Here is a 21982-nt window from a genome sequence, read left to right as displayed (position 1 = left end):
TCGAGATTGTATCCTCTGCCGAAATTAACTACCGTTAGTTAAAAAGCAAAAAAAATGCCATCTTTACCATTTAGGCTGCTCTAAATAGGATTAATTCTTTTTACGAGTCATTATAATAGTGCGGCTCTATCTTATTGATTTATATTAGCTATACGCAGGTCGTTTTGGAGGGTATTCCGGTTAAGTAGTCCCTTGCTTAAATTTAGCGAGAGACTGGTTGATCGATAGGGTAGGCTTGGTTGTCGATAGGTGATATGACTCAATGTACTGTGTCATATCACACATAAACCAACTTGATTAAAGATAGGCTTCAGCCAAAATCGAAACGGCATTGATGATTAGGGATTAATTCTGGCGTTATTCTCGTAAGGTATCCAAATATAAAACAAAAGAACAAAAAAGGGGGCTGGGGGGGCTGCAGGATAAACGCATTAAAATAGAATATAAAATCAAATGGTTATAATGCGTAGTGTTTTTAGTAATTTCATAGTAGTTATTAGTGCCACAAAATAAAAACTAACAAATAAAATGTTCTGCAAGCTTAGGTTGAATAGTCATAACATATTGATATGGCATTTATTTTAATGCGTTTACCCTGAGGCAGGTTAGTTTTTTCTTCTTTACATCAATTACTTCGCATTTGCGTAATGAAAGGTTTATTAAGCGCATTATCCGAGTAATTTAGCCGCTCTCCTCATTTTTAAAAATATCAGTGCCGCAAGCAAGATCGGGAAAGTGAAACATCGATAGGAGAGTGTGTGATATCACGCACTTTTGTGTCTAGTCACGTGTTTTTAACATGGTTATCGGGGGTTTGATTATCGAAGCCGCAACTGCAAACCGTAAACCTAAAGCGTTTCGGCTGGCTTTTAAATAATAAAAAGCTAGCTAAAACAAAGTAATAAAAACGCATCAAAGTTCGTTTCGACTTAAGTCTAGGAAAATTTATCTTCATATGCAGTGTGGCTCGTATTTTGCTTAACTTAAAAAGTTGCATTTTTGTAGCTATGGTAAGTTGCCACACTCGTCGCAAGGCGGGGTCGGAAAGCCGCGGGTCTGATTCAGACAGCCGGGTTGCCTCCTAGGAGCTTTAGGGAGAGCAGGAAAGCATATCGATAATGGGGTTATCGATACGGCCGTCCCGCAAAACAAGCTCGCTAAACTGGAGTTGTTTATTTCGGCGGACAGCCTAAAAACATCAGACAATTCCAAAATTTAACGACAACTTAAATCTACCACACCCGGTTAAAAAAAACGTGATGTGGTTTGGGAAATTAAATAATGAATATATCTGTACAATCTGTGTTCAAGTCTACATTGGTCGTAGCGGCTTTGGCATTGACTAGCGGCGCCGCGATGGCAGCCGGCGCTGTCAATCCCAATGGGTCTGGTCAAGGTAATTCGTTCTGGGTCGGCGGCAATGTGATTTCAAGTGCAGGCGGCTCTATTGCAACCAACGCCTTTACAACTAGCGTAAATGGTTACGCGAGTAACGCTGCATTGGGTAATGCTGCATGGGCTCATGCAGGTAACAAATGGTTTACATTTTATTTGACAGAATCCGCAACAACTACGGTTTCCGTTACAGCAGTCAATGCTGGTGATATGTCGCCGGGCTTTACGGTGTGGCGGACTGATGGTGAGTTTGACGGTGGGACAGGTGGGACCGGTGAAGTGCCTGGTATCGCTAGCGGTCCACAAGGTGTTCCGCATTCTTTCAATCAAGTCGGAGCGATTGGAACTTACGGAACCTATTGGATGACCGATGACAGTATTACGACTCCAGCTTATGGTGTTGACAACAAAACAGTCGGCAACAGTGCTAACGGAGCATTAGAAACAATGGGGTACGCGAATTCAGGTCCCGCTTCCGGGACAACAGCCTGGGGCGCGGAGTTGCAAATTGGCGCTTATGACGGCAATGGTTTGGTGAGTGGTTCTATTGTAGCGGGCGAGTCTGCCAGTTTGATGTTAAATGATCTGGCTGCAGGTTGGTATGCGATCTATGTAGGGGGCGCTGATGGTGCATTGGGTGGTTCGCCGATGACTATGGCCGTATCCAGTGTTCCGGTACCAGCAGCTGTTTGGTTGTTCGGCACTGCATTGGTCGGTTTGATAGGAGGCGCACGAAGAAAAGCTCAAGCATAAAGAGAAGTTTCAAGGAGATATCGAAGCGCACGGAAGCGCAATTTACTTTGGCTATGTTTGCGATTGACTGAGCTTGGATTGAATATAAGGTTGCTAAAGAAATCTACTTTTTAAGCATGACTGGTCAAGATTAAATTTTTTTAAAATCAAAATAATGAAGGATTTTAATAAATGAACCTTCGGAGTTGATAGATGACAAGTTTTCGTCATGTTTATTTTTATGTTTTGGGGTTGGTTGCTTTAATGATAAGCCATTCTGTCTCTGCGACAGGCGTAGGTCCCATGCCGATTAGTCTCAAGCATTTGCAAGTGCCTGAAGTACCGGGCTTACTGGATGGTGCCGAGCCAATTGTAGTTAACAAAAATGCAGCCATCGCGCTTGGAAAAGCATTGTTTTGGGATACGAATGTCGGAAGTGATGGAATGGCTTGCGGTTCATGCCATTTTCACGCCGGTGCCGATCGTCGTGTCAAAAATCAATTGAATCCGGGGGCTAAGTCCAAACTATTAGAAGAACAAGCATTCGATCTGTCATCATCCAATGATGAAATGGGGCCCAATTATACTCTTAGTCGCCGCGATTTCCCTTTTCATCGCCGATTCAATCCTTTGAGTCATGCATCACCGGTATCATTTAATTCTGACGATGTGGTTTCGTCATCAGGGACTTTTAGTGGCGAATTTATCAATACCAGTCGAACAGGTAATGCAAATGATGCATGTGACCGCGATGCGGACCCGGTTTTTCATGTCAATGGAACCAATACCCGTAGAGTCGAACCCCGCAATACGCCAACTGTGATTAATTCGGTTTTCAATCATCGAAATTTTTGGGATGGACGCGCAAATAATGTTTTCAATGGAAGTAGTTCATGGGGAGATCGTGATCCTGATGCAGGTGTTTGGGTAAAAATCAATACTCGCAATGTTGCCAAACAAAGGTTACATTTAATCAATTCTTCGTTGGCATCACTGGCAGTGGTTCCTCCCCTTAGCGATACGGAAATGGGCTGTAGAAACCGAACGATGATGGATGTCGGAAGGAAATTGTTAGCGCGTCGGCCTTTAGAAAGTCAAAAAGTCCATTGGAACGACAGTGTTTTGGGTGGTCTGAGTTTTAGTAAACCCGGTAATTTAAAAAATGGGCTGAATACAACGTATTCGAATTTAATTAAACAGTCTTTTAACAATAAATATTGGTCATATACTCGGCGAGGCAAATTTGGCGGTCCTTCTGGTGAATTGCCTTATGATCAGATGGAAGCGAATTTCGCAATGTTTTTTGGATTGGCCCTGCAGCTTTATCAATCCACGTTGATTTCGGATGAATCGCCTTTTGATCTAAGTGCTAGAGATAGCAATCAACAACCTATTGATTTGACCGCCTCCGAGCGAAGAGGCTTGGATTTGTTTAGAGAAAGCGAATGCAATCTCTGTCATATAGGTCCAAACTTTACCGCGGCGGCAATAAATTCGAATGCTGAGTTGAATAAAGCGCATCCTGAAGTGTTCGGAGACGTTGCGTTTCATATGAGCGCATCAAAAAATGTTGTTAATCGTATTCTGATTACCACTTCTGCAGCATTTTTCGATAGTGGATTTGCTTCAACGGGCGTTGCCGAAGAAAATAGTGATGTCGGTGTCGGCGGTGTTGATATATTCGGACACCCATTATCGTTCAGTTTGCAGTATATGCAGCATTTGGCCGGAAACGAAGAAGCAGTCGTTGATAATGTAGTTAAATTAAGCCGCGCATGTGACTTTCAATTGCCGCTTGCGATGAACTCTATTCCCCCTTATCTAACCAGTCTTTTTACACCGCTCGATGGTGTGGTACCGCAACCGCAATCGACTGAGGATTGTTTTCTTCCGTTGGCACATGCTTATTTACCATCTCCAGAAGCAGCTCAAGCCGAATTAAGTAAAACGGATACTGTAAAAATGGTTGCCGCTGTAAAGGGAGCATTTAAAATTCCTAGCCTTCATAATGTTGAATTGACGGGCCCATATATGCATAACGGCAGCATGGCAGCTTTGGAAGAAGTGATCGAATTTTATACGCGTGGAGGTAACTTTCATCATCACGCCAAACAAATCGACAAAGTATTTCCACTCGCGAATCTCCAGTTTTCCGAGCAAAATCGTGCTGATCTCGTTGCTTTCTTAAAAACATTGACCGATGACCGGGTTAGGTATGAAAAAGCTCCGTTCGATCATCCCGAGATAAAAATACCGCACGGTCATGTCGGCGATAATTTCGCAGTCAACGACGGGCACACCTTGTCGCCCAATTTAGCGCAAGATGAGTTTTTACTGATCGAAGCGGTAGGGGCAGAAGGCAACATGTCGCCGCTATTACCGTTCGAAAATTATTTGGCTCCATAAATGCGAATTAAGATCTCATGAAAGAGCGATGAAACTGTCTTACGCCGAAAATCTTGGAAACGGGGCTAGCGAAATGAACATTTTTAGTCACCGATAGCCGGAGCACCGAGTGTTTTGCTGAAATCTGTGCGAATAGCGCAGACGGAGGCAAAATAAATACAAGGCATTACGAGCCGGCGTCAAGCCATCTGCGAGAGTGCTACGGATCCGTATCGAGTTTACGAGGATGTGGTGTAGTGGTACGAACGCTGGGAGGAATCGGGGGGCCGAAGGCAATAGCAGCGAGTCGCGTAATTTTTGCTGATTTTACAAGCAGGATGTCCGGATAAATCTTTCGCAAAAATAGCGACTACCCTGGAATAGTCATATCAAATTTCCGAACACAATATGTATCATCATTTTGTATAAGGTTAAGCCTATTCGAACCCCAAAATGCCGTAGCTTATATGTAATCAGTTATTCTCAAGTCTTCAAATATCTACAAAATACCCCTAATCCTCATCTTTCTGTAAAGTGGTAAATACCCTTCATAGCGGAATATCGTTGTTATTTACTAAAAACAGTTGATGCTATAATCCTTGCATATCCTTGAGTTTGAGAAGCAGTCGTCGTGATTGCTGTCCTCAAGTTAAACCGGGCATCCTTCCAATTTGTAAATTGCGTAGCCTTGCTTGTCGATTTGTTTCCTCAATTCCGGCGGTGCTTCGGTGCTATGGCAAAACATGCAATTCGTTTGGTTGACAATGGCATCGGGTTCGCCAATATCGGTAAGCCATTCTTTTGCGTAAGTCATGGCTTTATCCTGGTCTTTTTCATCAAGAACTACGTCAAAGTGCATTATCTTTCCTTTGGCGGTCTTAGCATAGGTATCGTATACGTGGGATATGGGCATAATGATTAAGTCCTCTAAAAAAACCGGCGGAAAATCCGCCGGTATTAAAGTTCTCATACGAGGGATAGCAATGTCCTTCCTGGATGTAAAAAAAGCATGACAGAAAGTCATTATTTGTTTCGAATCGAAACAAGTGTTAATGTATGATAATATCTCTGCAGTTGTCAACAGAGAGTTAATACTTAATTAGCCGATTGCCATGGAAACAGCCGATATATACAAAGTCATTGAGCGCATGGCGGCCTTGATCAGGTCCGAAGAACGCAAAAGATGCACAGAACTGGGTATTCAGATCGTTCATTTTCAAGTTTTGGATTATTTGTCTCGATGCAATAAATATAGTGATACGCCTGCGGCATTGACCCATTATTTGGGCATGACCAAAGGAACCGTTTCACAGACTTTATTGTTATTGGAAAGAAAAGGATTTATTCGGAAAGTCCCCGATCTTGCCGACAAGCGCATGGTCCATTTGCAATTGGTTGCGGAGGGATGGGAGGTGTTGCGTCAAGCTTATCCGAAGGACTTATTTAATAAGGCTGCGGAATTCCTTGAAAAAAATTGTCCGGAGGTCGGTGATGCGCCTTTCATCGAAGCTTTGACCGCATTGCAAAAAGCGCACCAGTCACATTCTTTCGGGCTTTGCGGAACATGCAAATATTTTACGACCAAGCCCGAAGGTTTCTTTTGCGGTTTGACTGGAGAACCGCTCACAAAATCCGATAGCGAAAAAATCTGCCAGGAACATACCGTTCCTTGAGGATTTGGCAAAAAATCATTTTTCGACAAATTTTCCTGTGCCGACACATTCGGGTACTCAAGGTGTGCTTGATCTTGCCATCCGCGGTACTAGATGCCGCTACAAATCCGTATGGAACGGATTTGCATTTACCCGAAGGGCTCCGGGCAGGATAGCCCGGAGTGACAAATCCGTATGGAACGGATTTGCATTTACCCGAAGGGCTCCGGGCAGGATAGCCCGGAGTGAATCCCTGGCGGAATGACGCTTAATTTGGCGCCTCTATTCATTCCTACCTAATTCCCTTTTTTTAAAGGGATGCCGACAATTTGTCCTCAACTCATCCGATGCAAATATTTTCGGCATTCAATGCCAAAGAATAAGCGCCAATAACAGGCCTTTCATCCTATATCCGCTTCGATTTTCGCGGGGCATTCGGAAAGTTAATTGGTATCGAATCGATAATTAATTGACTTTTTTCTCTATCATTCTTATAGTTTCGAATCACTACTAAATGGAAAGGGTCGATAATGACTTGCCGTTTTAGTAGCGATTGTATGTCGACGATGATAACAAGATCCGGCGGCTTGCATGGGTTGACAAGGGCCTGGCTAAGTTAACCCATGCAAGTTAAAAAATGATGTTGGATCAAAGATTCGAGCATTCATGGAGCGCATGATCTTAAAAAGAGCAGTTGAGAGTCTCAAACTACCGTTCGCCCTGAGCCCCTTCGGCTGCGCTCAGGAGAGCCCTGTCGAAGGGTGAACGATAGTTTGAGGCCTCACCAAGTCGGTGAAGGTATTGTAAACCCTTCATGCTTCGACTTAGCTCAGCACGAACGGTCTACAAAACATGTCAACAGCTCTTTTAAGGATGATGGCTTGATTTTTAGGCTTTTTGAAGTCTATGGGATCTGCATAATAGATGGATTCCGACGAGATGCATCGTTCGACAACTTACCCCAGACTTAGCAAATGTAGCGTCTAAGATGTTGAGTTATATGGGTTAAGAATCATACCCACTTTACCCGGCTTTTAAAAATCAGCCTGGGTTAACATAATTATAAGAGAGGTAAATAACCATGACGACTGAAGAACCTAAAAAAGATAGATTTTGGCTTTATGTCGGTTGCCTGACATCAGCTTTAGTGATAACGCTGCTATTGGTCAAAATGAACGAGGACGAAAAATTTGCACCAATCAAAGAGCAACTCAAGGAAGAAGAGGCGTTGATGAATATTCGTGTCTTGAATTAAGCATCAACGATAGATTAAACATTCAAGACGAATAAACGTTTATTTGCCCCATTATCTTAAGAAAAAGCAGAGAATAAAGTTATGAAACTAAAGTTGATAGGCTTATTGATGACATTGTCCTTCTACGCGGGAGGGTCGATGGCCACGGAATATATTTATCGAGATCTAATGGCCAATACATTGGCTTCGCCGAAATGCATGGTCGAAGAAGACGCAATCGCGCACGCTTCGAGAGATTATAATATCAAGCGGTTCAGTAAGAAGTTTTGTCAAACTCAGGGCTACGGTTGGCACGTCGATAAAGTCAAAGATACCGGGAAAGCAGTTTGCGAAGCTTGTCCCGATACATCCAAAACCGGCGTAACCTGTCATTTGGAAGACGTCGTTGTGCAATGCAAACGTATTAAACCTGGCAGCGTAGGCATGTTGCCCGGTAAAGGTTGATTCGCGCAACATTGATCACAAGCACAGGGAAGTGCTGTACATTAGATATTTGTTCTATAATAAGTCTCCTGTCCCAGGCGTATCGATCGCCTTCAATTATTTTTAGAGGAAACAATGGACTGGCAAGGTTGGCTTACTATATTTTTGACGCTTGGGGTCTTGACTACCCTGGTTTTTTCCCGCCTAACCCCCGATATCGTATTGATGGCCGCGCTGACCGTACTGAGCGTTTGCGGGGTTCTCGATGCCAAACAAGCGTTGTCAGGATTCAGTAACGAAGGGCTGATCACGGTTGCCGCCATGTTTATTATCGCTGCCGGCATAAGAGCATCCGGCGGTGTCGAATTGATCGTCAATCTCATGTTGGGTAATCCAAAAAACCTTCGCAGCGCCTTGTTTCGCCTGGTTTTGCCTATCATTCCGCTCAGCGCTTTTCTCAACAACACCCCGGTTGTCGCAACGATGATTCCGGCAGTGACTCGCTGGTCCAAACGTATCGGAGTCAGTCCGTCTAAGCTCATGATTCCATTAAGCTACGCTGCCATATTAGGCGGTACGCTAACGCTAATCGGTACCAGTACCAATCTAGTTATCAATGGGCAATACCAAGTATTGACCGGTAAAAGCGGTTTCGGATTGTTCGATATCACGATGATCGGGCTTCCGGTTGCTTTTGTCGGCATTCTGTTTATCGTTTTCTTATTGCCGATATTATTGCCGCAGCGGCAAAGCGCTTCCGAACAATTCGCGGATAGGAAAAAGTTTACTTTCGAAGTGGCCGTGGCATTCAACGGGCCTTTAGAAGGGGTGACCATTGCCGAGGCCGGCTTAAGAAATCTTCACAAAATCTATTTAGCCGAAGTCGAACGCAACGGCAGTATCGTGACGGCCGTATCTTCGGAAGAAAAATTGCAAGGCGGCGACCGGTTGGTATTCGTCGGGGAAACCAGTGCTATTTTCGATATTTTAAGAACCAATGGCTTGGTGCCTTCCGATAATCAACATCCGGTCATCGAAAAAGATGCGCCGGAGCGGTGTTTGGTTGAAGCGGTGGTTTCGCCGCATTGCGATAGCATCGGCACAACGATTCGGGATTCCCAATTTAGAGATAGGTACGGTGCCGTCGTGTTGGCCGTAGCGCGGAACGGCGAGCCCATTCAAGGTAATCTAGGGTCTATCGAGTTGCAGGCAGGCGATGTACTGTTACTGGAAGCGCGGCCGGCTTTTGTCACGCGTCAACGCGTGCAGCGCGATTTTTTAATGATCAATGATTTGGCGGAAACGCGGCCTAATCACAGTCGAGCGAATTTATCCTGGGCCTTATTGCTAGGCGTTATTATTCTGGCAACGAGCGGCTTAACCAGTATGTTGAATGCCGCTTTGATCGGTGCCGGAGCAATGGTCGCGACCGGTTGTTGCAGCATCAACGAAGCGCGAAGAAGCCTGGATTTAACCGTAATCGTCACAATCGCGGCGAGTTTTGCGTTGGGTAATGCGTTACAAATCAGCGGCGCCGCCGATTTCATAGCTCGTCATGTCTTGTCTATTGCCGATGGTAACGCCTGGTTGTTGTTAGGTTTGACTTATATTATCGTTTCGATAATGACCGAGGTGATTACCAATAATGCCGCGGCATTACTGATGCTGCCGATCGTTTTAGCGATTACCGGAAGTCTCGGGCTCAATCCGGAGCCTTTCGTGTTTGCCACGATGGTGGCAGCATCGGCCAGTTTTGCAACGCCGATCGGTTATCAGACCAATTTGATGGTTTACGGGCCCGGCGGCTATTATTTCAAAGACTTTTTGAAAGTCGGGGTGCCGATGAATATCATCATTGCGATTACCTCGATAGGGCTGATTCCGTTAATTTGGCCGTTGTCGAATTAATAAATTGTAAGTATTCAATCCCTCTCCTTGAAAATGACGATTGCATGGTTGTTGGTGTTCATAGGCTATAAAGCGGCAGGTGTAGGGTGCGCATCGCGCACCTGGGTCGGGAACTCTCGTCGGTTCGACACCGTGGAATGGTGCGCGATGCGCATCCTACGGCGCTAACCATTAACCCTAAAAAGAGCAGTTGAGAGTCTCAAACTTCCGTTCGCCCTGAGCCACTTCGGCTGCGCTCAGGAGGGCCCCTTCGGCTACGCTCAGGAGAGCCCTGTCGAAGGGTGAAGGGTAGTTTGAGGCTTCACCAGGCCGGTGAAAGTGCAGTAGGCCCTTCATGCTTCGACTTGGCTCAGCATGAACGGCCTACTGCACATGCCAACTGCTCTTTTTAGGTTAACAGCCTATGTCATCATTATTGACTGGACTCCGTCCCGCCATTGTTTTGATATTTTTTAGTCATTAACTGGATCTGAAAACGCTGTATTACTGCATTGAGTTTGTCTGTGATATTGAGACAGTTCATAAAGTACTCAATTCTCTTCCCTTCATGGTGAATTGCTTTTTTAGGATCAACTTTCAATTCAACCGACTCAATATCACGACATCCCTGTCGATAAATTCGATTTGACAACGGAAACGGTCTGCAAGCCAGAGAAAGGTCCTGTCGGAAAAGAAACAAACGTGTGTTGGGTCGGCTTTATAATGCCATTGCGTAAATGCCTGTCGGTCGATTACGCGCTTAGTCATGATCGCGAGAATGCCTTGAGTTTTGATCATGGAAAAAAGCCGGCTGAATTCAAGGCCCGGTGCGGTAAAGTGTTCCGCTACTTCGGTGCAGCTAATGAAGTCGTATCGGCCCTGCAAAACCTCCGCAAAATCGGCGTAAATCGGATCGTATATTGCCGTCGGAAATCCTTGTTCTTTTAGCATTGAACTAAGTGCGGGACCGGGGCCACAGCCGAAATCAAGCCCGCTTGCTCCCGGTAATAGACGAGCGGAAAGAGGGATTGCGAGCCTCGACAAAAATTTCCGATAGCCTTGATCGTGCACATCGTTTTGATGATGGTCGTAAATCGTTTTTTGTTGTTGCAAATCGAGTTGCTGAGCGGGCGGAACAAAGACTAGCGCGCAGGTCGAGCAAAGAAAATAATCGCGTTGCTTATCGCTATGAAAATGTTCAATCTTCGATTCCTCGCAGAGCGGACAATGTAGATGATCGTCGAGTTTCATTTGGAGCTGTATTTGTTAGTAGTGAAAAGTTTCTGGGTCCCACGGTCCTCCGCTCTTTAGTTATACCTATCGGAGATCAAAATTCGGCACCGGGGTGCCCGTCAAAGGACGCCGTGAATACGTCCATGTAGGCTCTATGCCAGCTCCATGCTGGCAAAGCCTTTGCCGAGCACCCCGGCGCCTCCTAAGACACTGCCGAAATTTGAAGTGCGAAAGGTATATACACAAATATCGATAAACTTGCTAAACAGAGGGCATCGTATACCTGGAAACGGTGCTGTTTGATAAATCTGCGGATATTGGATATCAGTGGCTCCGAGATCGCGATCTGGGGATCGCTCCCACAGAGCATCCGGCCCCTTGTGGGAGCGACGCCTTCGTCGCGATTTCGAAGTCGGGAACGTTGGGCGACAAAAAATGGTATCGAAGCCTCATTAGCTAAGATTGCAAAACCGTAATTTTTGACTTATGTATAACGATGAGCGGTCCTCCGTGGGAACCCATACCTCGGGTTCCGATGCAAGATCAGTATGCAGTCCCACACTGAGGCAGAGGGAGCAAAAAAAAGGGTATTTTTTACAATCTGCGTTAATTAACTTGACGTATCCGTGAAATCCTATACAATGCTCGCTCTTCAACGGAGCGGTAGTTCAGTTGGTTAGAATACCGGCCTGTCACGCCGGGGGTCGCGGGTTCGAGTCCCGTCCGCTCCGCCAACAATTCCTCAGACAGGGTTATCGCTGTCGATATAACTGCATTGAATGTCGAAATGCAGTTCTGTTTTTCTCATCAATTCCTTAATTCCAAATCTTTCGGTTGCATGGTGTCCGCCTGCGAACATATGAATGCCGTGTTCTTGGCTGTCATGCCAGTCATGCTCGCTGATTTCTCCGGTGATATAGGCATCGAGTCCTTCATTTGCCGCCAACTTCCATTCGCGATTCGCGCCGCCGGTAATGATGCCGATCGAATGAATCGATTCATTTTCATTGGGCGATGCCAGAATAACCGGATGGTTCAGCACGGATTCCAATACGTGCCGTAGTTGCGACGCCGGCAGCGGCTTGTCGAAAGTTCCCTTGATGCCGGTCGCGCAGCCCTTATAATCGCCGAAAGGTTCTTGCTGCATGCAGCCGATTAGTCTGCCTAACACCGCTGCATTACCGACTTCAGGATGGCCGTCCAAAGGCAAATGATAAGCGAACAGGTTTATATCGTTTCGAACTAAAGGCAATACGCGACTGGCAAAAGGACCCGTCAGCGTGCGTGCGCCGTGAAAGTCCCAAAATAGGCCGTGATGAACAACTAATGCCTTGGCCTGTTGCTCGATGGCTTGGGAAATCGAATCGCGTGTTGCCGACACGGCAAAGGCTATTTTATCGATAGTTTCGGTACCTTCGATCTGCAATCCATTCGGGCCGTAATCTTTATAAGCACCAGGATTCAGCAGGTTATGATAAAAATCGTTCAATTGTTGGCGGCTAATCATCGTTTAGTTCTTGTATAGGAATATGCACAAAATAATTTCTACAAGCATTACGCTTTGTGGCGGTTCGGTGACTCGCTTGACAGGACGCCGTGAATACGTCCATGTAGGCTTGACGACGGCTATCCCTGCCGCCGACACTTGTCAATCGAGCCACCGAACCCCCTTCCTACATTTGTCGAAGTTATTTCATGTTTGTTCCTTAGTAATTCATAGTGACGCCAGAGTGATTTAAAAGTATCGGTTAACGTAGGATCGTCGTCGTTAACCCGAGCGTCGATCTCCTTCGTATCAAACCATCGTCCTTCTTCGATCTCCTCGGCGGCTAGCGAAAAGGGTCCGTTATGGTCGCAGCGGTAAACTTCAATGAACTCCATGCCGGTGACGGGTGTCGCAGATAACTTAAATAACGGGCTAAGTCTATCGACTTGAACTCCGAGTTCTTCATGAAGCTCTCTTAAAGCGCATGCGTCGTAATCTTCGCCGACATCGACGTGCCCGGCAGCCGAGCTATCCCATAATCCGGGGTTGATGTCCTTGGTCAGGGAGCGTTTTTGTAAAAATAATAAATTAGAATCGTTAAAGACTAAAATATGCACGGCCCTATGAAGCAGGCGGTCACGATGAATGATACTCCGAAGCGCGTTGCCGATTACGCGATCGTTTTCGTCTACGATAGATAAGCGTTCTTGATGCATGGCGATAATGGATTTTGGCAAAAGTCCGTATAAAGCCTTTTTCACGTCAATAAGTCAATACAAACACGGATTCGCTTGAAGAGGTGTAGGGAGGAATTGGATGTATCAGGTGTAACGCTATGGCTTAATTTATGCCATGGAGGATTGGAAAATATAGAACTGAACCTCCCGGCCAATGTCAATGCAAAAAACCGGGTGGTCCAACTATCTCCGGTTAAGAGTCTATCAGGACTAATCTTATTTAAAATAGCAAAAAAAGTTTATAAACTATAAACCATAAGTTTATAGTGGCAGCAATATGGATAAATTGAATAATATAAAAGTGTTTTGCAGAATTGTCGAATTGGGTACATTTGCAGCTGTCGCGCGCGAAATGAAAGTATCGGCAATGATGGTGAGCAAATACATGGCGCAGCTCGAGGAATCGCTCGGCGTGGCATTGTTGAATAGAACGACCCGCAAGATTAGTTTGACCGAAGCCGGGGAGAGTTATTACGCGAGAAGCAAGCCTTTACTAGACGAATTCGCCGAGCTGGATGAAGATATGGCCGAATTGGGGCAAAATGTTAAAGGCGTTTTAAAGATTGCCGCACCGATCGATTTCGGCGGTATTTATATGGTGCCGGCGATCAATGCCTATCAAAGCGAACACCCGAATGTTAAAGTCATGATGTCGTTGCAAAACGCGCATATTAATTTGAGCGAGGGCATTTATGATTTATCGATATTGGTTTCAAACTCACTCGAACTAGGTGTCGTGGCCAGAAAGATCGCGGAAACTCGATTATGTACTTTCGCTTCGCCAGGATATATAGCCAAATACGGCGAGCCAAGACGCATAGAGGATTTGAGTCGTCATCATTGCTTGCATTATATCGACACGCCCCATGAGGATTATTGGGTATTTAATGTCGATGGCGAGGAAAAAAAGTTACGCACTACTTGGCACTTCGCATCGAATAACGGCAGGGCATTGTGTCAGGCAGCTTCCTTGGGTATGGGTATTACCCAGGCGCCCGAAATTTCAGTTGCCAATTACTTGGAGCAGGGTAAGTTAATAGAAATATTAAAAGATTACCGAATACCCTCGCTGTCTATTTACGTCACTTATATGCAAAGAAGATTTATTCCGGCGAAGATCACCACATTTGTGAATTTTTTGACTCGATATTTTGATTGGCAAATGAATGCCAGCACGGATAGGATAAAGAAGCGGGAGGCTGGAGCTCCTTAGGGTACGCTGTTTATCGTTCCCATGCTCTGCGCTCGCCGTTATACACAAGTATCGGTAAACTTGCTAAACAGAGTTCGTCGTAGACCTGGAAACGGTGCTGTTTGATAAATCTGCGGATATTGAACATCAGTGGCTTCGAAATCGCGACGAAGGCGTCGCTCCCACAAGGGGGCGGATGCTCTGTGGGAGCGATCCCCAGATCGCGATTTCGAAGTCGGGAACGTTGGGCGACAAAAAGTGGTATCGAAGCCTCATTAGCTAAGATTGCAAAACAGTAATTGTTGACTTATGTATAACGATGAGTGCTCTGCGTGGGAATGATCGAGCGTCTATAATTTTTAAATCAGAGTCATTATGGCAAGACGATACGAACATAGCCAGGAAGAGATCAAAGCAATGGTTATGCAAGCGGCGAATCAAATTATTGTCGAACAGGGTGGTGCGGCCTTAAATGTTCGTAAAATCGCGATGACTATCGGCTATACCGTCGGTAGTATCTATATGGTTTTTGAAAACATGGCCGATTTGGTTCTTCATGTCAATGCTGAAACCTTAGATGAGATCGCCAGTGCGCTGAATAAAGTTGAGACTGGCTCGGCATCTCGTGATTTAGAGGAAATAGCCAAAGCTTATTTGAAGTTTGCCAGTTTAAACTTTAATCGATGGTCGATGTTATTCGGTAATCGATTTGTCGACAGCGGGCACTTTCCGGATTGGTATCGGGCAAAAATGAATCGGTTGGAAGAAATTATTACAACGCAAATAGCCCGATTACATCCGGAAAATAACCCGCAACAAAACCAACGTATCGGAAATGCATTATGGGGCGGCATTCACGGCGTCTGTTTATTGTCGATTAACGGCAGGCCTGATAAGGAGTCTTTACAAGAAGCAGAGGAAACTTTGCGGGCTCTGGTTCGAGCTTTTGTTGGGGAGGCGCGGTGAGTTGAGAACGGTCAGCGGAAAGCAGTGAGTAGTGAACGGGGGAAGGGGAGTAGAAATTAGAAATTCGCTGTTTCCCAAGCTCCAGCTTGGGAAACCGATGCGTGAAGCTCTAGCTTCGCGGTACAAAGGGAAAGAGAAACCGATGTATATCTTCGTTTCTACCGCTCCAGCGTGGGAATGCATAACGATCTTGAGTCTGCAGCCAAGGTATGGTTTCCCACGGAGGACCTCTCATCGTTATACATAAGTCAAAAATTACTGTTTTGCAATCTTAGCTAATGAGGCTTCGATACCATTTTTTGTCGCCCAACGTTCCCGACTTCGAAATCGCGATCTGGGGATCGCTCCCACAGAGCATCCGCCCCCCTTGTGGGAGCGACGCCTTCGTCGCGATTTCGAAGCCACTGATGTTCAATATCCGCAGATTTATCAAACAGCACCGTTTCCAGGTATACGACGAACGCTGTTTAGCAAGTTTACCGATACTTGTGTATAACGGCGAGCAGAGGGCCTTGGTAACCAGAAATTAAGCTAAATGCAATCGGCTGGGCAGGTCTCGGGAAGCTAGAGCTTCCGGTCTCTGCATTCCCAAGCTAGAGCTTGGGAAGGAGCGCAAAATGTCACATAATTCCGCTAACCGCTAACCGCTAACCGCTAACCGCTAACCGCTAACTAGCCTTAGCCAACTCCGTAGCCGCAGGATAATCGATCTTACCGCTTGCCAAAACCGGGACCTTATCGACAATCATTATCTTTTTCGGTAAAGCGATTCTGCCAACGCCTTCGGCAACTGCTTCCAAATCGTGGGCCGATGCCGATTTTTGCGTGGTCAGCAAAATAATCTGCTCGCCTTTTTTCTCGTCGGGTAGGGTAATCGCAGCATGAAGCGCATCCGGCCAAGCCTTGGTCGCTAACTGTTCGACGACAGTCAACGAAACCATTTCACCGGCGATTTTGGCGAAGCGTTTACTGCGTCCTTTGATCGTAATAAAACCCTCATCGTCGACATCGACGATATCGCCGGTATCGTACCAGCCTTCGCCGTAAACCGACTTAGGCGGCACCAGTTGTCCCGGATTTTTCGCCAGCAAATAACCTTGCATGATATTGGGACCTTTAACATGCAATTGCCCACCTTGATCGATACCCGGTATCGGCTCCAGCTTGTATTCCATTTTCGGCATGAAACGCCCCACCGTGCCGGCCTTGAATTCCATCGGGGTATTAACCGAAGTTACCGGAGCGGTTTCTGTGGCGCCGTAACCTTCGAGAATACGAATGCCGAACTTTTCCGACCAAATTTGCCGCGTGCCTTCCTGCAATTTTTCGGCGCCGGCCACGACATAACGCATGTTGTAAAAATCGTAGGCATGGGCTTTTTTCGCATAAGCGGCTAAAAACGTATTGGTGCCGAACATGATCGTGGCATTGATTTCGTAAGCCATCTCAGGAACGATTGCATAATGCAACGGCGACGGATAAAAGAAGGTAGTCATGCCGTTCAATATCGGCAACATCGTGCCGACGGTAAAGCCGAACGAATGGAACATCGGCAGAAAATTAAGCACGACATCTTGCGCGTTAAAATTGATCCTCGCCTCCAATTGCTTGTGATTGGCTAGAATGTTGGCATGCGATAACACGACACCTTTCGGTGTGCCTTCCGAACCGGAGGTAAATAGAATCACCGCAGGATTGTCGTAGCTGAACTCGGTGTGTTTATACCAAATATTGGCGGTTTTGCATTTAACCAAGCCGACAAGTTTATTTAGCGGGGTGATTTGATTAGCTAAGTCTTCGAGATAAAGCAGATCGACCTGTTGGCTTAATCGATCGGCTTCATCTTCTAATCTTGCTAGCTCAATAAAGCGGCGCGAAGTCAGCACGGTTTTAATTTTTGCTGTGGAGCAGGCCGACAGCATGCCGGCCGAACCGGTCGAGAAATTCAGCATGGCCGGCGTACGGCCGTAAAGCTGAAGACTTAAAATCGTACATAATGTTTTAGTCGAATTCGGCAGCATGACTCCGACATTTTCCCCGGTTACGGTAATTTTTTTCAAGACGTGGCCAAGACACAACGTCGCCGTGATCAATCGGTCGTAAGATAACGGCTTGCGTTCGAGATCCTCGGCAACCGTGTGTTTGCCTCCGTGAATACTGCGCGCTTCGAGCAACGCGGCAAAAATGCTTTGCTGATAATGGCTCGTCGCGAACATCATATCGGTCATGATATCGGCAAGAATTTGGCCGCAAAAATGACGACGACGGCGGCCTCGCAAGTCGTTAGGTGCTTCTATTGTGGTCGGCGGAAGAATTTGTATCGTAATTTTCGGGAAAAGGCGAAGTCTTACGATGTTACGCAATTTCGAGAAATGCGTGTATTCGGCGCCTTTAATCCTAATCGGTAAAACGGTTGCCTGCGATTTGTCGGCGACCATGCCCGGGCCGTCGTATATCTTCATGACCGAGCCGGTCACTGTAATGCGGCCCTCGGGAAAAATCACCGTTTTAGTAGGATTCTTTAAATGATTGATTAGCTCTTTTAGCGACATCGGATGGGTCGGGTCCATCGGAAACACTCTCGACAACTTCAAAAACGGTTTTAGCCACCAGCGTTCGGATATTTGCGTATTGATCGCGAAGGTAATATCGTCCGGTAAAAAAACACCAAGCAATAATGGGTCGAGAAACGAGGTGTGATTGGAAATGATCATTACGCGGGAGCCGGCTTTATGATAGTTATCGAGGCCTTTAAGTTCGACCTTGAAGATAAAAGTCAGTAACCGATGCAAAAATGGTTTCAACATGATGCGCTTCCTCAAGCATTGTTATTTTTTTAATAGACTATAAAAATAGCATATTGTCCCCTCGAAATATTCGGGAATATGTTGAGGGTTAATTATTTTTCCTCGTTCCCATCGCTCCGGCGTGGGAATGCATACCGATCTTGTTTCGGCAACCAAGGTATGGATTCTCACGGAGGACCGTGGGTACCATCGGAAAGATATTTTTTCCGTACCCTAAATTCCGCGATCGATTCAAACATGAGAAAAATCAAACCGACGGCGCTATAATGACCCGATGAAAAGTCATTTGCCGGTCCCAGTCTTTCGTCAATGAAAATACTCAAAATAAAATTTAGAAATATCAATTCGTTGGAAGGCGATAATCAGGTCGATTTCAGGAAGGCGCCGTTCAGCGATTCCGGCTTATTCGCGATCACAGGGCCGAACGGGTCGGGTAAATCCAGTATTCTCGACGCGATCACCTTAGGTCTCTACGGAGAGACTTTTCGTTTCGATCGGCCGGCTGTGCACGTCATGACCAAACGAACGGCGGAAAGCTTTTCCGAAGTCGATTTTGCGGTCGGCGACAACCTTTACCGTTCGACTTGGAAAGTACAACGCGAACGGCAAGATTCGAACGGCCGTTTGCAATCGCCGCAAATGCTATTGATAAAAATCGAAGACGACCGCGAACAATTGCTGGCTGAAACGCCCAATGCGGTATGTCAAAAAATCGCCGAAATCACCGGCATGAATTTCCGTAATTTCACCCGCTCGATCATGCTCGCGCAAGGCGATTTTGCGGCGTTTTTGAATGCGTTGGATAACGAACGCCTCGATATACTCGAAAAAATCATCAGCAGCGACATCTACGCCGACTACAAAAATGCCGTAATCGCCAAAGCCGATGAAGAACAAGCGTTACTGGCCTCGCTCAAACAAGACATCGATGCATTGGATATGCTCGATCCCGCCAAACAAGAGGCCTCCGAACACGACTTGGCCGATTTCAAAGATCAAATAAGCGAATTTCGCGGACAGCGCGACGAACTCAAACAACAGCAAGTTTGGTTGCAAAATATCGAAACGCTGGAAAAACGAATTACCGCGTTAACCCAGCAACAGCAAAAAACGCAGACCCAAGCCGAACAAACCCAGCAACAATTAACCCAAATTGCCGAAAACCCGGAGGCCCTAGCTTTTAAAGAAGCCGCGGACGAACTCGAGACGCTTGAAAAAGACATCGAACAAGGCAAGCAAACGTTAAATGCTTACCGGAGCGAACTCAAGCGACTGCAGGACAAACTGGCCCTATCGGGCGTAGAACCCGAGTCGCTTGGCGCGGCGCCGACTAAGTCGATTGAAGATCAGCAGCACGCCATAGAAACGCAAAAAGCTAGGATTTCGCAACACACGCAAGAAAAGCATCTGGAAACCGATGTCACGCGAGGACTGGAAATCCAACGCGAACAAAAACAGGGCATTTTGGCGACGGTCGATGAATGGCTGGAACTCAACGCGAGCGATGAAAACCTGCTCGAAAATTTTCCCGAAACGGCCAAATTAAAAAAATTACGCGCCGAACTGGCATCGTTGACCGAACAACATAAGCGTTCCGCCAAATCGGTACAAGCGACCGGCGCCTCGCTTAGCGGTCATCAGGCTAGAATTCAGAAATCCCAAAAAACCATCGGTCGTTTGAAGCTCAAGCTGCAAATCAATGAGCAAAAACTCGAAGGCGTGGCGCTCGGTAGAGATGCGGCCGAAATCGACGAGCTTTTAAAAGATCAAAAAGAGCGTTTGGCCGACTTTCAGTCCCTCTACAACCTAAGCCGCGAACATGCGCGCCTAACCGGCGGACGCTTTAGTTTCTTCGGCTTCGGCAAAGCGAAGGAAGAAAAAACGCTGGACGACTTACAAGCTGAATTAGCGCAGTACAAAGACGACATCATGCGCGAAGACAATATCAGATTGACGCTCGAAAAAGCAGTAGCGAACGAGACAATACTTGCCAGGCTGGCGGACGAGCGCGTCCATCTTGAAGACGGCAAGCCATGTCCGTTATGCGGCGCGCTGGATCACCCGTATGTCATTCGGCCACCGAAAATCGGCGACTCCAAGCGCGCACTGGCCGATCAGCGCGCAAAAATCCAATCCTTGGTCGCGGCGTCCGAACGCCTCGAACAAGAAGCCAAATTGACCGAGAAACGGCTTGAAGGCAGCAAAGCCAAGCGTCAACGCATCGAATTATTACGCTCGCAATGGTTGACCTTGTGTAACCGCCTGAATGCGGCCAACGACGATATGGAAATCAACAATTCGCGGGCGATCAAGCGCTTTTTGAAAACTGAAACGATCGAATTAAAAAATATCACCAAGCTAGCGCAACAATATCGCGTGCAAGCCAGGCGTATCGACAAAATCAAAGAATTGATGGCTCGGCACGAAGCGATGATCGGCCGTTTGCAGGAAAATGCTAAACAGCTCGATCAAGAGTGGCAAAGCCGCCCTCAAGAACTGAAAGAATTGGAACAAACTCTCGAAAAATGCCGCAAGGACGAGCAGGAATTAACCGCGAAGGTGTTGCATCAATTGGACTTAGTCGGCGAAAAAATGCCCGCCAAAGGAAAGGAAGACGCCTTTTACGATCGCTTGAATCAGCGCCGTCAGGAATATCAAACCTATCAATTGCGCCGCAAGGGGCTGACTGACGAAATCGCCGCGATTACCGAAAAGATCGACGCCAGCAATCGAAAAATTGCGCAACTATCCGAAAAAATTGCCGCCGCCGGCACGCAACTGCAGCAAGAAGAAACCGCCGGCTTGCATCTGGCATTGATCGAAAAACAAAAACTGATTGCAGACAAGGAAAAACTGATCGGCCAACAGACCGCCGAAGCGGCGCGAATGCGCGAAGTTTTCCGCGAAAGACTAGTCGGCACAAAATATGAAGCCATGCGGGTCGACGAAGTTATCGAATTGCTGCACTTGATTGCGCGCGGGCCGGAGCTCGAGCAGCGCATGTCGGTATTGCAAAGCGAATTGGCTGATCTTGCAACCCGGCTGGAAAATACCCAGGCCGAATTAGCGGCCGAACAAGCGTTGGCATTGACCACCCAGACCGTCGAAGATATCGTCATTCGCATACGAGGTATCGACGAAAAAATCGACATTACCCGACAAGAAGCCGCCCGTTTGGAAGCGATGCTCGGCAAAAACCTGGCGATGCGGCAACAATTCGACGTATTGTCGACTAAACTGACTGCGCAGCAAGAAATCGTCGACGAATGCTTGCTGGAAGTTAAACGTATCGACGAAGAAAACGGCGCCGTATTCCGTCGGCGCGTGCAAATTAAAATGGCCGATAAATTATTGGCCCAAGCCAATCAAGTGCTCGAAAAAATCAGCGGACGCTATTATTTACGGCAAATGCCGAGCGAGCAGGGCTTAGCGCTCGAAATCGAAGACACGTATCAAAACAACAACCGTCGATTGCCGAAATCCTTGTCCGGCGGCGAAAGTTTTGTCGTGAGCTTAGCCTTGGCGCTGGGACTTTCCGAACTGGCCGGCAACGGGCGTTCGGTCGATTCGCTATTTCTCGACGAAGGCTTCGGTACCCTGGATGCCGAAACCCTGTATGTCGTGATTTCGACCCTGGAAGGCTTGCAGAAGCACGGTAAAAAGGTCGGCGTGATCTCGCATGTCGAAGCGGTGCAAAAGCGCATCAAAGCCCAATTGCAAATGGCTAAAAAACCGAACGGCATGAGTATACTGAAAAGCGTACCCGATCAAGAAGTCGCCTTTTAAAACGAAAAAGCGTGTTCTCAATCAATTACAGCAAACCCATCACATA

13 protein-coding genes, 1 tRNA gene, 1 pseudogene and 1 riboswitch are annotated in these 21982 nt (G+C 46.6%); of the genes and pseudogenes, 10 read left to right on the top strand and 5 right to left on the bottom strand.

Annotated features, from left to right (window positions below; all coding sequences use genetic code 11):
• The first annotated feature begins 1007 nt into the window (after positions 1-1007).
• A riboswitch (cyclic di-GMP riboswitch) is annotated at positions 1008-1082 on the top strand.
• Between the two features lie 199 nt (positions 1083-1281).
• Together ACINK7_RS15940 and ACINK7_RS15935 are read left to right on the top strand one after the other, a co-directional pair.
• A complete protein-coding gene (locus tag ACINK7_RS15940; protein ID WP_404356735.1) occupies positions 1282-2148 on the top strand; it encodes a hypothetical protein in 867 nt (288 codons plus the stop codon).
• A 774-nt stretch (positions 2149-2922) separates the two neighbouring features.
• Positions 2923-4533, top strand: a pseudogene (locus tag ACINK7_RS15935) (cytochrome-c peroxidase); the annotation flags it as partial.
• 628 nt (positions 4534-5161) lie between these two features.
• Here the strand turns inward: ACINK7_RS15935 and ACINK7_RS15930 are convergent.
• Positions 5162-5425 carry a DUF2024 family protein gene (locus tag ACINK7_RS15930; protein ID WP_341325990.1) on the bottom strand — a complete coding sequence of 88 codons (264 nt, stop codon included), beginning with the start codon at positions 5423-5425 and terminating at the stop codon, positions 5162-5164.
• A gap of 199 nt (positions 5426-5624) precedes the next feature.
• Between ACINK7_RS15930 and ACINK7_RS15925 the strand changes: the two genes are divergently transcribed.
• The 4 genes from ACINK7_RS15925 (at position 5625) to ACINK7_RS15910 (ending at position 9750) form a co-directional block, all read left to right on the top strand.
• Complete coding sequence (locus ACINK7_RS15925; protein WP_404356734.1) at positions 5625-6185, top strand: MarR family winged helix-turn-helix transcriptional regulator; 561 nt, start codon at positions 5625-5627, stop codon at positions 6183-6185.
• Positions 6186-7245: 1060 nt separating this feature from the next.
• Positions 7246-7419 carry a hypothetical protein gene (locus ACINK7_RS15920; protein ID WP_404356732.1) on the top strand — a complete coding sequence of 58 codons (174 nt, stop codon included), beginning with the start codon at positions 7246-7248 and terminating at the stop codon, positions 7417-7419.
• Positions 7420-7500: 81 nt separating this feature from the next.
• Entirely contained in the window at positions 7501-7863 is a 363-nt protein-coding gene (locus tag ACINK7_RS15915) for a hypothetical protein (protein ID WP_404356730.1), read from the top strand.
• A gap of 159 nt (positions 7864-8022) precedes the next feature.
• Positions 8023-9750 (top strand): SLC13 family permease, encoded by a 1728-nt coding sequence (locus tag ACINK7_RS15910; RefSeq protein WP_404356728.1) that lies wholly within the window; start codon positions 8023-8025, stop codon positions 9748-9750.
• A 576-nt stretch (positions 9751-10326) separates the two neighbouring features.
• Here the strand turns inward: ACINK7_RS15910 and ACINK7_RS15905 are convergent.
• Positions 10327-10980, bottom strand: coding sequence for a class I SAM-dependent methyltransferase (locus ACINK7_RS15905; protein ID WP_404356727.1), 654 nt, complete (start codon positions 10978-10980; stop codon positions 10327-10329).
• 639 nt (positions 10981-11619) lie between these two features.
• Between ACINK7_RS15905 and ACINK7_RS15900 the strand changes: the two genes are divergently transcribed.
• Positions 11620-11696: transfer RNA gene (locus tag ACINK7_RS15900), tRNA-Asp, on the top strand.
• An 8-nt stretch (positions 11697-11704) separates the two neighbouring features.
• Here ACINK7_RS15900 and ACINK7_RS15895 read toward each other — a convergent pair.
• Together ACINK7_RS15895 and ACINK7_RS15890 are read right to left on the bottom strand one after the other, a co-directional pair.
• Entirely contained in the window at positions 11705-12469 is a 765-nt protein-coding gene (locus ACINK7_RS15895; protein ID WP_404356725.1) for a Nif3-like dinuclear metal center hexameric protein, read from the bottom strand.
• Positions 12470-12588: 119 nt separating this feature from the next.
• Positions 12589-13164 carry an NUDIX domain-containing protein gene (locus tag ACINK7_RS15890; protein WP_404356723.1) on the bottom strand — a complete coding sequence of 192 codons (576 nt, stop codon included), beginning with the start codon at positions 13162-13164 and terminating at the stop codon, positions 12589-12591.
• Between the two features lie 298 nt (positions 13165-13462).
• On the opposite strand from ACINK7_RS15890, the gene ACINK7_RS15885 reads away from it, so the two are divergent.
• Complete coding sequence (locus ACINK7_RS15885; RefSeq protein WP_404356721.1) at positions 13463-14398, top strand: LysR family transcriptional regulator; 936 nt, start codon at positions 13463-13465, stop codon at positions 14396-14398.
• A gap of 354 nt (positions 14399-14752) precedes the next feature.
• The gene (locus ACINK7_RS15880; protein WP_404356719.1) at positions 14753-15343 is read left to right on the top strand and encodes a TetR/AcrR family transcriptional regulator; all 591 of its coding nucleotides are present in this window, start codon (positions 14753-14755) and stop codon (positions 15341-15343) included.
• 668 nt (positions 15344-16011) lie between these two features.
• On the opposite strand, the gene ACINK7_RS15875 is transcribed toward ACINK7_RS15880, so the two are convergent.
• Positions 16012-18150, bottom strand: coding sequence for an AMP-binding protein (locus ACINK7_RS15875; RefSeq protein WP_404356717.1), 2139 nt, complete (start codon positions 18148-18150; stop codon positions 16012-16014).
• 309 nt (positions 18151-18459) lie between these two features.
• Here ACINK7_RS15875 and ACINK7_RS15870 point away from each other — a divergent pair, with 309 nt between their 5' ends.
• A complete protein-coding gene (locus ACINK7_RS15870) occupies positions 18460-21936 on the top strand; it encodes an AAA family ATPase (RefSeq protein ID WP_404356715.1) in 3477 nt (1158 codons plus the stop codon).
• The last annotated feature ends 46 nt before the right edge of the window (positions 21937-21982 follow it).

The sequence above is a fragment of the Methylotuvimicrobium sp. KM1 genome, from assembly GCF_044788715.1.
Classification (GTDB): Bacteria; Pseudomonadota; Gammaproteobacteria; order Methylococcales; family Methylomonadaceae; genus Methylotuvimicrobium.
Note: the sequence above shows the minus strand (reverse complement) of the source record. Positions and strands in the feature narration are given on the sequence as shown.

What these genes read in the sequence shown, in the direction of transcription:
- ACINK7_RS15940 (WP_404356735.1), top strand. Translation starts at nt 1,282, where the DNA reads ATGAATATATCTGTACAATCTGTGTTCAAGTCTACATTGGTCGTAGCG.
- ACINK7_RS15930 (WP_341325990.1), bottom strand. Translation starts at nt 5,425, where the DNA reads ATGCCCATATCCCACGTATACGATACCTATGCTAAGACCGCCAAAGGA.
- ACINK7_RS15905 (WP_404356727.1), bottom strand. Translation starts at nt 10,980, where the DNA reads ATGAAACTCGACGATCATCTACATTGTCCGCTCTGCGAGGAATCGAAG.
- ACINK7_RS15875 (WP_404356717.1), bottom strand. Translation starts at nt 18,150, where the DNA reads ATGTTGAAACCATTTTTGCATCGGTTACTGACTTTTATCTTCAAGGTC.
- ACINK7_RS15895 (WP_404356725.1), bottom strand. Translation starts at nt 12,469, where the DNA reads ATGATTAGCCGCCAACAATTGAACGATTTTTATCATAACCTGCTGAAT.
- ACINK7_RS15920 (WP_404356732.1), top strand. Translation starts at nt 7,246, where the DNA reads ATGACGACTGAAGAACCTAAAAAAGATAGATTTTGGCTTTATGTCGGT.
- ACINK7_RS15925 (WP_404356734.1), top strand. Translation starts at nt 5,625, where the DNA reads ATGGAAACAGCCGATATATACAAAGTCATTGAGCGCATGGCGGCCTTG.
- ACINK7_RS15870 (WP_404356715.1), top strand. Translation starts at nt 18,460, where the DNA reads ATGAAAATACTCAAAATAAAATTTAGAAATATCAATTCGTTGGAAGGC.
- ACINK7_RS15880 (WP_404356719.1), top strand. Translation starts at nt 14,753, where the DNA reads ATGGCAAGACGATACGAACATAGCCAGGAAGAGATCAAAGCAATGGTT.
- ACINK7_RS15915 (WP_404356730.1), top strand. Translation starts at nt 7,501, where the DNA reads ATGAAACTAAAGTTGATAGGCTTATTGATGACATTGTCCTTCTACGCG.
- ACINK7_RS15885 (WP_404356721.1), top strand. Translation starts at nt 13,463, where the DNA reads ATGGATAAATTGAATAATATAAAAGTGTTTTGCAGAATTGTCGAATTG.
- ACINK7_RS15890 (WP_404356723.1), bottom strand. Translation starts at nt 13,164, where the DNA reads ATGCATCAAGAACGCTTATCTATCGTAGACGAAAACGATCGCGTAATC.